Origin of the sequence: Burkholderia sp. AU28863 (genome assembly GCF_002223195.1) — a bacterium.
Lineage (GTDB): Bacteria > Pseudomonadota > Gammaproteobacteria > Burkholderiales > Burkholderiaceae > Burkholderia > Burkholderia sola.
On sequence record NZ_NKFE01000004.1, the window covers coordinates 311,058 to 325,135 of the forward strand.

11 protein-coding genes are annotated in these 14,078 nt (G+C 67.2%); 5 read left to right on the plus strand and 6 right to left on the minus strand.

The features are described 5' to 3' along the window. Nucleotides 1–50: 50 nt before the first annotated feature. From CFB81_RS12980 to purN, 3 genes are read right to left on the minus strand one after another with little or no spacing between them, the layout of a single operon-like run. Nucleotides 51–1,433, minus strand: a complete 1,383-nt coding sequence (locus CFB81_RS12980; protein ID WP_089435503.1) for a mechanosensitive ion channel family protein — start codon at nt 1,431–1,433, stop codon at nt 51–53. Between the two features lie 18 nt (nt 1,434–1,451). After that, nucleotides 1,452–2,717 (minus strand): RsmB/NOP family class I SAM-dependent RNA methyltransferase, encoded by a 1,266-nt coding sequence (locus CFB81_RS12985; protein WP_089435504.1) that lies wholly within the window; start codon nt 2,715–2,717, stop codon nt 1,452–1,454. Then, the gene (gene purN / locus CFB81_RS12990; protein WP_069620431.1) at nt 2,714–3,376 is read right to left on the minus strand and encodes a phosphoribosylglycinamide formyltransferase; all 663 of its coding nucleotides are present in this window, start codon (nt 3,374–3,376) and stop codon (nt 2,714–2,716) included. The genes CFB81_RS12985 and purN overlap by 4 nt, the downstream gene beginning before the upstream one ends. 123 nt (nt 3,377–3,499) lie before the next feature. Between purN and CFB81_RS12995 the strand changes: the two genes are divergently transcribed. From CFB81_RS12995 to dut, 5 genes are all read left to right on the plus strand, one after another. Next, a complete protein-coding gene (locus CFB81_RS12995; protein WP_089435505.1) occupies nt 3,500–4,492 on the plus strand; it encodes a bifunctional riboflavin kinase/FAD synthetase in 993 nt (330 codons plus the stop codon). A gap of 102 nt (nt 4,493–4,594) precedes the next feature. Beyond that, nucleotides 4,595–7,432, plus strand: coding sequence for an isoleucine--tRNA ligase (gene ileS, locus CFB81_RS13000; RefSeq protein WP_089435506.1), 2,838 nt, complete (start codon nt 4,595–4,597; stop codon nt 7,430–7,432). 2 nt (nt 7,433–7,434) lie between these two features. Then, complete coding sequence (gene lspA / locus CFB81_RS13005) at nt 7,435–7,935, plus strand: signal peptidase II (protein WP_089435507.1); 501 nt, start codon at nt 7,435–7,437, stop codon at nt 7,933–7,935. Nucleotides 7,936–8,002: 67 nt separating this feature from the next. Beyond that, nucleotides 8,003–9,214 (plus strand): bifunctional phosphopantothenoylcysteine decarboxylase/phosphopantothenate--cysteine ligase CoaBC, encoded by a 1,212-nt coding sequence (gene coaBC / locus CFB81_RS13010; RefSeq protein WP_069620435.1) that lies wholly within the window; start codon nt 8,003–8,005, stop codon nt 9,212–9,214. Between the two features lie 54 nt (nt 9,215–9,268). After that, nucleotides 9,269–9,715: a dUTP diphosphatase gene (dut, locus tag CFB81_RS13015; RefSeq protein ID WP_060210760.1), complete on the plus strand. Its 447-nt coding sequence runs from the start codon at nt 9,269–9,271 to the stop codon at nt 9,713–9,715. Between the two features lie 199 nt (nt 9,716–9,914). On the opposite strand, the gene CFB81_RS13020 is transcribed toward dut, so the two are convergent. From CFB81_RS13020 to clpS, 3 genes are all read right to left on the minus strand, one after another. Next, complete coding sequence (locus CFB81_RS13020) at nt 9,915–11,294, minus strand: amino acid permease (protein WP_089435508.1); 1,380 nt, start codon at nt 11,292–11,294, stop codon at nt 9,915–9,917. 102 nt (nt 11,295–11,396) lie between these two features. Beyond that, a complete protein-coding gene (clpA, locus tag CFB81_RS13025; RefSeq protein WP_069620437.1) occupies nt 11,397–13,697 on the minus strand; it encodes an ATP-dependent Clp protease ATP-binding subunit ClpA in 2,301 nt (766 codons plus the stop codon). Continuing rightward, complete coding sequence (gene clpS / locus CFB81_RS13030; RefSeq protein WP_006398529.1) at nt 13,694–14,008, minus strand: ATP-dependent Clp protease adapter ClpS; 315 nt, start codon at nt 14,006–14,008, stop codon at nt 13,694–13,696. Before clpS ends, clpA begins: the two co-directional genes overlap by 4 nt. Between the last annotated feature and the right edge of the window lie 70 nt (nt 14,009–14,078).

The window sequence follows — 14,078 nt, forward strand, 5'->3', positions numbered from 1 at the left end:
CGCGATCCGGTTTCGACCGCGGAATCGGTACGATTGACCGCCCGCGTCCGCTACGCCGCCGGCGCGTGCCCGTCCCGCGCACCGTTGGCCGCCGTCGGCTCGAGCCCGGCCGCCGCGCCCGCCGCGGGAAAGCCGTCCGGGAGCCCAACCACGCGCACTTCGCGCTGCGGGAACGGAATCGAGATCCCGTGCTCGCTGAACAGCCGCCAGATGTTGCGGTTCACGCTCGAGCGCACGCCCGACGTGCCTTTCGCCGAATCCTCGATCCAGAAACCGAGCTCCAGATCGATCCCGTCCGCGCCGAAGCTCACGAGGTACGGGGTCGGCGCGGGGTCGGCCAGCACGCGCGGCACGTCCATCGCGGCGTCGGCGAGCAACGCGAGCGCCCGCTCGACGTCGCTCGTGTACGCGACCTGCACCGCGACCTTCGCATAGCCGCGCGTCAGGTACGACGACTGGTTCTGCACGACGTCGGTGATCAGCTTCTCGTTCGGAATCAGCGTCTCGTTGCCGTCGAGGCCGCGCACGACCGTGTAGCGCGTGCGGATCTGCGTGACGACGCCCTGCAGCCCGCCGACGCTGATCGCATCGCCGAGCCGCAACGAGCGGTCGAGCAGGATGATGAAGCCCGATACGTAGTTGCTCGCGATCTTCTGCAGCCCGAAACCCAGGCCGACGCCCACCGCGCCGCCGAACACACCGAGCACCGTCACGTCGATGCCGACGAGCGACAGCCCGATCAGGATCGCCGCGAACACGAGCAGCGCGCGGCCGACCCGCGACAGCACGACCTTGAGGTTCGCGTCGAGCGTGCTTGCGCGCGACAGGCGATCCTCGAGCACCGAGCCGAGCCACATCGCGACCATCAGCGTCACGCACACCCACAGCGCGCCGGAGATCACCGACAGCAGCGTGAGGTGCGCGGTCGCGACCCGGAACTGCACGCTGTCGAGCCAGCCAAGCACGTCGCGCTGGATGCCGAGCACGGTCATCACCATCGCGGCCCACACGACGGTCGACACGATCTTCTCGACGATCGACAGCCACGCGTGCGTATGGCCGTCGCGTGCGAACACGCGCCGCGCGAAGAAGAACAGCACGTAGATCAGTCCGATGCCGAACAGCGGCACGAGCGCGAGCGACAGCAGCGACGTCGACATGAACGGTTCGAACGCGAGCTGCGCGCCGCCGACGAACACGCTGCCGAACAGCGGAAACAGCGCACGCTTCAGGCTCTGCGCGCCCGCGCCCGGCGCGCGCCCGGCCGCCCGCCGCCGTGCATCGATGCGGCCGTGCACGAAGCGCGCGGCCACCCAGGCGAAGCACAGCGCACCGACGAGGATCGCCGCCTGCCAGATCATCACCGGCTGGTGGAAATCGCGAATCACCGATGCCAGCCGGTGCGACAGCAGGCGGCTCTGCAGATTCTCCATCGTCCGTCCGGGCAGTCGTTACGGCGCGGCGCGGCGTTCGAGCACCGCGGCGAAGAAGCCGTCGGTCGCATGACGGTGCGGCCACAGCGACAGGTAGTCGCCCGTCTCGAGCTCGATGCGCTGGTCGGCCAGCACCTGCTGCGCCGGCACCAGCACGAACTCGGGGTGATCGGCGAGAAATTGCTCGACGATGCGTTCGTTCTCGGCATCGAGCACGCTGCAGGTCGCGTAGACGAGCCGGCCGCCCTTCTTCACGAGCCGCGCGGCGCTCGCGAGGATCGACGCCTGCTTCGGCGTCAGCTCGTCGATCGCCGTACGCGTCTGGCGCCACTTCAGGTCCGGATTGCGGCGCAGCGTGCCGAGGCCGCTGCACGGCGCGTCGACCAGCACGCGGTCGATCTTGCCGGCGAGCCGCTTGATCTTCGCGTCGTGCTCGCTGTCGATCAGCACCGGGTTCACGTTCGACAGCCCGCTGCGCGCGAGGCGCGGCTTCAGCTTCGCGAGGCGCTTCTCCGAGATGTCGAACGCATAGAGGCGCCCGGTCGAGCGCATCATCGCGCCGAGCGCGAGCGTCTTGCCGCCCGCGCCCGCGCAGAAATCGACGACCATCTCGCCGCGCCGCGGCGCGACCAGCGAGCACAGCAGCTGGCTGCCTTCGTCCTGCACCTCGATCGCGCCTTCCTCGAACAGCTTCAGGCGCGTCAGCGCCGGCTTGCCGACCACGCGCACGCCGAACGGCGCGAACGGTGTCGCGCCCGCGTCGATGCCGCTCACGCGCAGCGCTTCGATCACCTGGTCGCGGCTCGCCTTCTGCGCGTTGGCGCGCAGGTCGAGCGGCGCCGGGTAGTTCAGCGCGGCGGCGAGCTGCGCGAGCTCGTCGGCGTCGAAACGGGCCGACAGCGCCTGGTGAATCCAGTCGGGCAGGTTCGTGCGAATCCGCACGGGCAGGCTCGCCGGATCGATCTTCGACACGTGCTCGAGCCATGCGGACTCGGTGTCGGACAGGAACGGCTTCAGCGCATTGCGCCCCATCGTCTGCATCAGGCCGAGCAGCGTGAGGCGCCGCGCGGGCGTGCCGGTGCCGCTCTCGGCCAGATGCGAGAACTCCATCTTCCGGCGCAGCACCGCGAACACGGCCTCGGCGATCACGCCGCGCTCGGCATGCCCGAGCTTCGGGTGCGCGCGGAAGAACCGGCTTGTCGTCGCGTCGGCGGGGCCGGCGAACTTCAGCACCTCGGCCAGCAAAGTCTCGGTCTGGCCGATCAGGAATCCGTGCAGCTTCATACGCCCTCACTCGTTTCGGTATGCGGTTGATCCGCGAAAATCCAGCGCGCCTCTTCGGGCGCCACCACTGCACGGCCGTTCTCGAGGCGCAACCGCCCCTCGACGAACCAGCGCACCGCGCGCGGATACAGCACATGCTCGACCGTCAGCACGCGCCGCGCGAGCGCGGCCGCGTCGTCGCCGGCGCGCACGGGTACCGCGCCCTGCGCGACGATCGCGCCGCTGTCGAGCTCGGGAATGACGAAATGCACGCTCGCGCCATGCAGCGCGACGCCGGCATCCAGCGCCTGCTGATGCGTGTGGATGCCCTTGAAGCTCGGCAGCAGCGACGGATGGATGTTCAGCAGCCGACCTTCGTATCGTCTGACGAATGCGGGCGTGAGGATGCGCATGAAGCCGGCAAGCACGACGAGATCGGGCGCGAAACGGTCGATCTCGGCGGCAAGCGCCGCGTCGAAGCTGTCGCGGCCGTCGAACGACCGGTGGTCGACCACCGCCGTCGCCACGCCGTGCGACGCGGCAAAAGCCAGCCCGGCCGCATCCGGCCGGTTGGCGATCACGGCGGCAATCTCGGCCGGCCAGCGTTCCTGCGCGCACGCGCGAACGATGGCCTCCATGTTGCTGCCGCGACCGGAAATCAGGATCACGAGTTTTTTCATCCGCGAATTTTACCATTCGCCCTCGCGTTTCCCGCCTTCTCGGCCGTCGGGCCGCCCGAACGTTTATAATCTTCTGCTTTGCGGCATCCCACCGCCCATTCCCCCGACGCTGCATCCGCTATCGTGAAAGTCTTCCGCGGCCTGCCCAACGCCGAGAGCCGCGCCCCGTGCGCGCTGACGATCGGCAACTTCGACGGTGTCCATCGCGGCCACCAGGCCCTGCTCGCGCGCGTGCGCGCGGCAGCGGACGCGCGCGGCCTGCCCGTGTGCGTGATGACGTTCGAGCCGCACCCGCGCGAATTCTTCAACCCGGCCGGCGCGCCGCCGCGCATCGCGATGCTGCGCGACAAGCTGGAAGCGTTGCGCGACCACGGGGTCGACCGCGTCGTCGTCGAGCACTTCAACCACACCTTCGCGAGCCAGTCGCCGCAGGCGTTCGTCGAGCGCACGCTGGTGAACGGGCTGCACGCGCGCTGGATGATGGTCGGTGACGATTTCTGCTACGGCGCGAAGCGCGCGGGCACCTTCGACACGCTGAAGGCGGCCGGCGAACAGCACGGCTTCGAGGTCGAGCAGATGGGCACGGTGGCCGGCAGCGACGGCACGCGCATTTCCAGCTCCGGCGTGCGCGCGGCGCTCGCCGCGGGCGATCTGGACGCGGCCGCGCAGGCGCTCGGCCACGGCTACGCGATCAGCGGCCACGTCGCGCACGGGCTCAAGCTCGGCCGCGACCTCGGCTTCCCGACGCTGAACCTGCCGATCGCGCACAAGCGGCCGGCGCTCGCGGGCATCTTCGTCGTGCAGGTGCACGGCCTCGGCCCCGAGCCGCTGCCGGGCGTCGCGAGCCTCGGGCTGCGCCCGACCGTCGACGATTCGGGCCGCGTGCTGCTCGAAGTCCACCTGCTCGACTGGCACGGCGATGCATACGGCAAGCTGATCCGCGTCGAATTCCTGAAGAAGCTGCGCGACGAGGCGAAGTTCGACGATCTCGAGGCGCTGTCGCGCGCGATCGCGCTGGACGTCGCGAACGCACGCGCGTACTTCATCGAGCGCGACTGCGCGCCGGGCAGCCGCGCGACGGGCTTCGCGACGTCGGCCACCGACCGAATTAGCTGATCCGGACGGCGGCGCCGCGCGCCGCACCCCTCGCGCCGCCCTGTCGCGCGCCTACCCGATTCACGACGCCCGAGCGTCCCCGATTTAGATAGCGATCCCATCATGAGCAACAAGAAAGCCGATTCGAAACCGCAGGCCAAGTATCCGGTCAACCTGCTCGACACGCCGTTCCCGATGCGCGGCGACCTGCCCAAGCGCGAGCCGCAGTGGGTCAAGGAGTGGGAGGAGCGCGGCATCTACGACAAGATCCGCGCGGCCAGCAAGGGCCGGCCGAAGTTCATCCTGCACGACGGCCCGCCGTATGCGAACGGCGACATCCACCTCGGCCACGCGGTCAACAAGATCCTGAAGGACATCGTCGTCAAGTCGCGCAACATGGCCGGCTTCGACGCGCCGTACGTGCCGGGCTGGGATTGCCACGGGATGCCGATCGAGATCCAGATCGAGAAGCAGTTCGGCAAGTCGCTGCCGGCGGCCGAAGTGATGAGCAAGGCGCGTGCGTACGCGACCGAGCAGATCGAGAAGCAGAAGGTCGGCTTCAAGCGCCTGGGCGTGCTCGGCGACTGGGCGAATCCGTACAAGACGATGAACTTCGTGAACGAGGCGGAAGAAATCCGCGCGCTCGGCAAGATCATCGAGAAGGGCTATGTGTACCGCGGGCTGAAGCCGGTCAACTGGTGCTTCGACTGCGGCTCGGCGCTCGCGGAAGCGGAAGTCGAGTACAAGGACCGCACCGACCCGACGATCGACGTGATGTTCGCGTTCGCGGAACCGGAAAAGACCGCGCACGCGTTCGGCCTGCCGGCGCTGCCGCGCGCCGACGGCGGCATCGTGATCTGGACCACCACGCCGTGGACGATTCCCGCCAACCAGGCGCTGAACCTCCATCCGGAAATCATCTACGCGCTGGTCGATACCGAGCGCGGGCTGCTGATCATCGCGCAAGAGCGCGTCGAAGCCTGCATGACCGACTTCAAGCTGACCGGCCGCGTCGTCGCGACCGCGCCCGGCGTGAAGCTCGCGAACCTGCGCTTCCACCACCCACTCGCATCGGCCCACCCCGGCTACCAGCGCACCGCGCCCGTCTATCTCGGCGACTACGTGACGACCGACACCGGTACCGGCGTCGTGCACTCGTCGCCTGCGTACGGTATCGAGGACTTCCAGTCGTGCAAGGCGCACGGGATGACCGATTCCGACTTCATCAACCCGGTGATGGGCGACGGCCGCTACATCGAATCGCTGCCGCTGTTCGGCGGCCTGTCGATCTGGGACGCGAACCCGAAGATCGTCGACGCGCTGAACGCGGCCGGCTCGCTGCTGCGCAGCGAGAAGTACACGCACAGCTACATGCATTGCTGGCGCCACAAGACGCCGATCATCTACCGCGCGACGTCGCAGTGGTTCGCCGGCATGGACGTGACGCCGCGCGACGGCGGCAAGACGCTGCGCGAGACGGCACTCGAAGGTGTCGACGCGACCGCGTTCTACCCGTCGTGGGGCAAGCAGCGCCTGTTCAGCATGATCGCGAACCGTCCCGACTGGACGCTGTCGCGCCAGCGCCAGTGGGGCGTGCCGATGGCGTTCTTCGTGCACAAGGAAACCGGCGAGCTGCACCCGCGCACGCTCGAGCTGCTCGAGGAAGTCGCGAAGCGCGTCGAGCAGTCGGGCATCGAGGCGTGGCAATCGCTCGATCCGCGCGAGCTGATCGGCGACGACGCGAACCTGTACGAGAAGAACCGCGACACGCTCGACGTGTGGTTCGACTCGGGCACGACGCACTGGCACGTGCTGCGCGGCTCGCACAAGGATCAGCTGCAGTTCCCGGCCGATCTGTACCTCGAAGGCTCGGACCAGCATCGCGGCTGGTTCCACTCGTCGCTCCTGACGGCATCGATGATCGACGGCCGCGCGCCGTACAAGGGCCTGCTCACGCACGGCTTCACGGTCGACGGCGAAGGCCGCAAGATGAGCAAGTCGCTCGGCAACGGCATCGACCCGCATGAAGTCGCGAACCGTCTCGGCGCGGAAATCATCCGCCTGTGGATCGCGTCGACCGACTATTCGGGCGAGCTCGCGATCTCCGAGGAAATCCTGAAGCGCGTGACGGAAGGCTATCGCCGCATCCGCAACACGCTGCGCTTCCTGCTCGCGAACCTGTCGGACTTCGATTTCGCGCAGCACGCGGTACCGGTCGACGAATGGCTCGAGATCGACCGCTATGCGGTCGCGTTCTCGCAGCAACTGCAGACCGAACTGCTCGGCCACTACGAGAAGTACGAATTCCACCCGGTCGTCGCGAAGCTGCAGACGTACTGCTCGGAAGACCTCGGCGGCTTCTACCTCGACGTGCTGAAGGATCGCCTGTACACGAGCGCCGCCGATTCGCGCGCGCGCCGCTCCGCGCAGACCGCGCTGTACCACCTGACGCACGGCCTGCTGCGCGTGCTCGCGCCGTTCCTGTCGTTCACGGCGGAAGAAGCGTGGAAGGTGTTCCAGCCGGCAAGCGACACGATCTTCACGGAAACCTACTACGCGTATCCGGAAGTCGCCGGCTCGGCCGCGCTGATCGACAAGTGGGCGCTGCTGCGCGACGTGCGCGGCAACGTGACGAAGGCGCTCGAGGAAGCGCGCACCGCGAACCGCATCGGTTCGTCGCTGCAAGCCGAAGTGGCCGTGCATGCGAGCGGCGCGCGCTACGACGCGCTGACGAGCCTCGGCGACGACCTGAAGTTCGTGCTGATCACGTCCGCGGCGACCGTCGTGAAGGTTGACGACGAAGCGCAGGAAAGCGTCGACGTGGCCGCGTCGAAGTACCAGAAGTGCGAACGCTGCTGGCACTACCGCGAAGATGTCGGCGCGCACGCCGAGCATCCGACGCTGTGCGGCCGCTGCTTCTCGAACCTGTTTGAAAACGGCGAAACCCGGAGCGCTGCATAACCATGGCGAAGACCCTGTCGAAACCGGTCGGCGGCGCGCTCGCGCCCTGGCTCGGCATTTCGCTGATCGTGATCCTGTTCGACCAGTTGTCGAAGATCGCGATCCTCAAAACGTTCGCGTACGGCGCGCAGCATGCGCTGACGTCGTTCTTCAACCTCGTGCTGGTGTACAACCGCGGCGCCGCGTTCGGCTTCCTGTCGACCGCGAGCGGCTGGCAGCGCTGGGCGTTCACCGCGCTCGGCGTCGGCGCGACGCTCGTGATCTGCTTCCTGCTGAAGCGCCACGGCCACCAGCGGCTGTTCAGCGTGTCGCTCGCGCTGATCCTCGGCGGCGCGCTCGGCAACGTGATCGACCGGCTCGTCTACGGCCACGTGATCGACTTCCTCGATTTCCACGTCGGCGCGTGGCACTTCCCGGCGTTCAACCTCGCCGATTCCGCGATCACGATCGGCGCGGTGCTGTTGATCTACGACGAGCTGCGGCGCGTGCGCGGCGCGCGCTGAGCGCGCATACTCCGTGTCGACGGCCGGCTTCGCGCCGGCCGTTCCGTTTGACCCCAGGAGGCCTGAGTTGGCACACGCAGAACTCGCAGGAAAACACCTCGTTCTCGGCCTGACGGGCGGCATCGCCTGCTACAAGATCGCCGAACTCACGCGGCTGCTCGTGAAGGCCGGCGCGACCGTGCAGGTCGCGATGACCGACGCCGCCACCCAGTTCATCACGCCCGTCACGATGCAGGCGCTGTCGGGCCGGCCCGTCTATACGAGCCAGTGGGACGCGCGCATCGACAACAACATGGCGCATATCGACCTGTCGCGCGAAGCCGACGCGATCGTGATCGCGCCCGCGTCGACGGATTTCCTCGCGAAGCTCGCGCACGGGTTCGCCGACGATCTGCTGTCGACGCTGTGCGTCGCGCGCGACTGTCCGCTGCTCGTCGTGCCCGCAATGAACCGCCAGATGTGGCAGAACCCGGCCACCCAACGCAACGCCGCGCAATTGCGCGCGGACGGCGTGTCGGTGCTCGGCCCGGATTCGGGCGCGCAGGCCTGCGGCGAAGTCGGCGATGGCCGCATGCTCGAGCCCGAAGCGATCTATGAAGCGATCGTCGCGCACTTCGCGCCGAAGGTGCTCGCGCACCGCCGCGTCCTGATCACGGCCGGCCCGACGTTCGAGCCGCTCGACCCGGTGCGCGGCCTGACGAACCGCTCCAGCGGCAAGATGGGTTTCGCGCTCGCGCGCGCCGCGCAACAGGCCGGCGCCGACGTGCATCTCGTCGCCGGGCCGGTCGCGCTCGACACGCCGTGGGGCGTGTACCGCCAGGACGTGCAGACCGCGCAGCAGATGTACGACGCGGTGATGCATGCGGTCGCCGATGCCGACATCTTCATCGCGGTGGCCGCGGTCGCCGACTGGCGCGTCGACCAGCCGGCCGAGCACAAGATGAAGAAGACGGCTGACCGCAAGATGCCGGCGCTCGCGTTCGTCGAGAACCCCGACATCCTCGCGTCGGTCGCGGCGCTGCCCGATGCGCCGTTCTGCGTCGGCTTCGCGGCCGAAAGCGGCGACCTCGACGTGCACGGCGACGACAAGCGCAAGCGCAAGAACGTGCCGCTGCTCGTCGGCAACCTCGGCCCGCTGACGTTCGGCCGCGACGACAACGAAGTCGTGCTGTTCGAGGCCGCCGGCTTGACGCGCCTGCCGCGCGCGCCCAAAGACGAACTCGCGCATACGCTCGTGGCCGAAATCGCGAAGCGCCTGCCCGACAACCGCCTGATCTGATCCCCGCGCGGCGGCGCTTGCCGCCGCGTCCTTCCCGACCGATTCGACGACCGCATGAAACTCGACCTGAAGATTCTCGACGCGCGCATGCGCGACTACCTGCCCGCCTACGCGACCACTGGCAGCGCCGGCCTCGACCTGCGCGCATGCCTCGACGCACCGGTCACGCTGCAACCCGGCGAAACGACGCTGGTGCCGACGGGCCTCGCGATTCACCTCGCCGATCCCGGTTATGCGGCGCTGATCCTGCCGCGCTCGGGCCTCGGCCACAAGCACGGAATCGTGCTCGGCAACCTCGTCGGCCTGATCGACTCCGACTACCAGGGCCAGTTGATGGTCTCGACGTGGAACCGCGGCCAGACGGAGTTCGTGCTGAACCCGTTCGAACGCCTCGCGCAGCTCGTGATCGTGCCGGTCGTGCAGGCACAGTTCAACATCGTCGACGAATTCGCCGAGAGCGACCGCGGCGAAGGCGGGTTCGGCAGCACCGGCCGGCACTGAGCCACGCGGTACGAAAAAAGGGGCCTCGGCCCCTTTTGCTTTTTGCGCGCCGTCACTTGGCGCCCGGTGGCGCGACTCGCGCAGGCGCCGATTCGCGACGCCGCGCCAGTACGATGCTTGCATGAACGACCCGACCAGCACGGCCCGCCGCGCAGGTCTTCACGATCCGGCACGCGGGCGTGATTTCGGTACGCCGCGATCAGCGCGCGTGCTGGTGCCGGTAATGCAGCGCATAGGCGAGCGTCAGCAGCACGACGAACACGACGCCGACCACCATCGTCATCCGGAATTCGCGCGTGAAAGCAGTCGTCAGCAGGATCGCCGCGACGAGCCCCGCGCCGAGCAGGCTGCCGAACGGGTGCCCCCACATCCGGAATGCGAGAGTAGGGCCGCGATACCGAGAACGAAACCTCAGGTGCGTGACGAAGATCATCAGCCAGGTGAACAGCGCGCCGAACATCGCGATTGCCATCATCACCGTGAACGCGGTATCGGGCGCGAGCGCGACCAGCACGGCCGCCACCGCGACGCCGCTCGTCGAGATCCACAGCGCGGCGCGCGGCACGCCGTTCGCGCCGAGCCGGCCGAACACCGCGGGCGCGAGGTGCGCGCGTGACAGGCTGAACATCATCCGCGTCGTCACGTAGAGCTGGCTGTTCATCGCCGACAGCGCCGCGATCAGCAGCACGAAGTTGATCACGCCTGCCGCATACGGCACGTGCGTCGCGGCCATCACCTTCACGAACGGGCTTTCGTCGGTGCCGGCCTGCGTCCACGGCACGATCGCGAGCATCAGCGCGAGCGTCAGCAGGTAAAACAGCACGAGCCGGAACACGGTCGAGCGGAATGCGCGCGTGACCGCGTGCTGCGGATCGCGCGCCTCGCCGGCCGCGATCGCGACGGCCTCGATGCTCATGTAGCTGAAGATCGCGACGATCACCGCGACCCAGGTGCCCCACGGCCCCTTCGGGATGAAGCCGCCGTGCGCGGTGTAGTTCGCGAAACCGATGCCTGACGCGGCCGGCGCCGACCAGACGAGAAACGCGCCGAGCACGACGAACACGACGATCGCCGCGATCTTCAGCAGCGAGAACGCGTATTCAATGGTCCCGTACAGCGTGACGCTCGCGAGGTTCACCGCGATCAGCAGCGCGGAGAAACCGATCACCCAGTACCAACCGGGCACGGCCGGAAACCAGTACTTCATGAACACGGCGATCGCGCTGATCTCCGTACCGATCGCGAATACCACGGCGAACCAGTACGCATAACGCACGAGAAAACCCGCGAGCGGGCCGACGTAGTGCTCCGCATAGGCGCCGAACGAGCCGGCCGTCGGATGCGCGACGGTCATTTCCGCGAGCGCGCCCATCAGCAGCAGCGCAATCAGCGCGCCGATCGCGTAGGATACCAGCACGCTCGGCCCCGCGAGCCCGATCGCGAATCCGCTGCCGAGGAACAGCCCCGTGCCGATCGCGCCGCCAATCGCGATCATCGCCATCTGCCCCGACGTCAGCGCGTGGCGCAACCCTTGTTCGCGCGCGACGATAGCGTCGAACGACCGTTGTTGTCGTGTCACTGCGTACTACTCCCCTGCCCTGCCATCGCGCCGCCGGCGCCGGATAAAACGAAACGGCGCGGAGAACTTCCCGCGCCGTTCGCATGAACAACGAATTATCGCTTACTCGACTTCGACCGTCTCTTCGTTCGGCTTGTGCGGCGGATTCGCCAGCTTGTCGAACGACAACTGCACCTTGTCGCTTTCATCGACGTCGACCGTCACGTGGCCGCCGTTGAGCAGCTTGCCGAACAGCAACTCGTCGGCGAGCGCACGACGGATCGTGTCCTGAATCAGCCGCTGCATCGGCCGCGCGCCCATCAGCGGGTCGAAGCCGTGCTTCGCGAGATGCTTGCGCAACGCGTCGGTGAAGAGCGCGTCGACCTTCTTCTCGTGCAGCTGTTCCTCGAGCTGGATCAGGAACTTGTCGACCACGCGCATGATGATTTCCTCATCGAGCGAGCGGAAGCTGATGATCGCATCCAGCCGGTTGCGGAACTCCGGCGTGAACAGGCGCTTGATGTCGGTCATCTCGTCGCCGGTTTCGCGGCGCGTCGTGAAGCCGATCGTCGCCTTCTGCATCGACTCGGCGCCCGCGTTCGTCGTCATGATGATGATGACGTTGCGGAAATCCGCCTTGCGGCCGTTGTTGTCCGTCAGCGTGCCGTGGTCCATCACCTGCAGCAGCACGTTGAAGATGTCCGGATGCGCCTTCTCGATTTCGTCGAGCAGCAGCACGCAATGCGGCTTCTTCGTGACGGCTTCGGTCAGCAGGCCGCCCTGGTCGAACCCGACGTAGCCCGGCGGCGCGCCGATCAGCCGGCTCACCGCGTGACGCTCCATGTATTCCGACATGTCGAAGCGGATCAGCTCGATGCCGAGCGTGAACGCGAGCTGGCGCGCCACTTCGGTCTTGCCGACGCCCGTCGGGCCCGAGAACAGGAACGCGCCGATCGGCTTGTCCATCTTGCCGAGGCCCGCGCGCGCCATCTTGATCGACGCCGCGAGCGCGTCGATCGCCGGATCCTGGCCGAACACGACGCTCTTCAGGTCGCGGTCGAGCGTCTGCAGCTTGCTGCGATCGTCCTGCGACACGCTTTGCGCCGGCACGCGCGCGATCTTCGAGATGATTTCCTCGATCTCGCCCTTGCCGATCGTCTTCTTCTGCTTCGACTTCGGCAGGATGCGCTGCGCGGCGCCCGCCTCGTCGATCACGTCGATCGCCTTGTCCGGCAGGTGACGATCGGTGATGAAGCGCGCCGAAAGTTCGGCCGCGGCCGACAGCGCGCCCGACGAATACTTGACGCCGTGGTGCTCCTCGAAACGCGACTTCAGCCCGCGCAGGATCGCGACCGTCTGCTCGACGCTCGGCTCCGTCACGTCGACCTTCTGGAAGCGCCGCGACAGCGCCGCGTCCTTCTCGAAGATGCCGCGATATTCGGTGAACGTCGTCGCTCCGATGCACTTGAGCGTGCCCGACGACAGCGCCGGCTTCAGCAGGTTCGACGCATCGAGCGTGCCGCCCGACGCGGCGCCCGCACCGATCAGCGTATGGATTTCGTCGATGAACAGGATCGCGTGCGGACGCTCCTTCAGCTCCTTCAGCACCGTCTTCAGACGCTGCTCGAAATCGCCGCGATACTTGGTGCCCGCCAGCAGCGCGCCCATGTCGAGCGAGTACACCTGCGCGTTCGCGAGGATGTCCGGCACTTCGCCGCGCGTGATCCGATACGCGAGCCCTTCGGCGATCGCGGTCTTGCCGACCCCGGCTTCGCCGACGAGCAGCGGATTGTTCTTGCGGCGGCGGCACAGCACCTGCACGACGCGCTCGACCTCGGGCTCGCGACCGATCAGCGGATCGATGCGGCCGTCCTTCGCCATCTGGTTCAGGTTCTGCGTGAACTGCGCGAGCGGCGTTTCCTTCTGCGCATTCGCGTCTTCGCTTTCCGCGTTCGCGTCGGTCGACTTCGCGGCTTCGCCGCTGTTCGTCTTCGCGATGCCGTGCGAAATGAAGTTCACCACGTCGAGGCGCGTGACGCCCTGCTGCTGCAGGTAGTACACGGCGTGCGAATCCTTCTCGCCGAAGATCGCGACCAGCACGTTCGCGCCGGTCACTTCCTTCTTGCCGTTCGACGTCGACTGCACGTGCATGATCGCGCGCTGGATCACGCGCTGGAAACCCAGCGTCGGCTGGGTATCGACATCGTCGGTACCCGGGACGGTAGGTGTGTTGTCGTGGATGAAATTGCGCAGGTTCTGACGCAGGTCCTCGATGTTTGCCGCGCACGCGCGCAACACCTCGGCCGCCGTCGGATTATCCAGCAGGGCCAGCAGCAGATGCTCGACCGTAATGAACTCATGGCGCGCCTGGCGTGCTTCCATGAACGCCATGTGCAGGCTGACTTCCAATTCCTGGGCAATCATGCTTCCTCCATCACGCACTGCAGCGGATGCCCTGCCTGCCGCGCATGGGTAACGACTTGCTCAACCTTGGTCGACGCGATGTCCCGCGTATAGACCCCACATACCCCTCGCCCTTCGCGATGGACCTTCAGCATGATCTGCGTGGCCGTCTCGCGATCCTTCTTGAAATACTCCTGGACCACCATCACGACGAACTCCATCGGCGTGAAGTCGTCGTTCAGCAGCACCACCTTGTACATCGAAGGCGGCTTGAGCTTCTGCTGCTTGCGTTCCAGGACGGTACTGTCCTGCTTGTCCGGGATAATCGCCATACACCCATTCTAAACAACTCGGACAGGCCCGCAATCCTGCCATTACCCGACCGACCGGCCGGCGCCCTCC

Excerpts from the sequence above, each read along its gene's own strand:
- CFB81_RS12980 (WP_089435503.1), bottom strand. The coding sequence starts at position 1,433 with ATGGAGAATCTGCAGAGCCGCCTGCTGTCGCACCGGCTGGCATCGGTG.
- CFB81_RS12985 (WP_089435504.1), bottom strand. The coding sequence starts at position 2,717 with ATGAAGCTGCACGGATTCCTGATCGGCCAGACCGAGACTTTGCTGGCC.
- purN (WP_069620431.1), bottom strand. The coding sequence starts at position 3,376 with ATGAAAAAACTCGTGATCCTGATTTCCGGTCGCGGCAGCAACATGGAG.
- ileS (WP_089435506.1), top strand. The coding sequence starts at position 4,595 with ATGAGCAACAAGAAAGCCGATTCGAAACCGCAGGCCAAGTATCCGGTC.
- lspA (WP_089435507.1), top strand. The coding sequence starts at position 7,435 with ATGGCGAAGACCCTGTCGAAACCGGTCGGCGGCGCGCTCGCGCCCTGG.
- dut (WP_060210760.1), top strand. The coding sequence starts at position 9,269 with ATGAAACTCGACCTGAAGATTCTCGACGCGCGCATGCGCGACTACCTG.
- clpA (WP_069620437.1), bottom strand. The coding sequence starts at position 13,697 with ATGATTGCCCAGGAATTGGAAGTCAGCCTGCACATGGCGTTCATGGAA.
- clpS (WP_006398529.1), bottom strand. The coding sequence starts at position 14,008 with ATGGCGATTATCCCGGACAAGCAGGACAGTACCGTCCTGGAACGCAAG.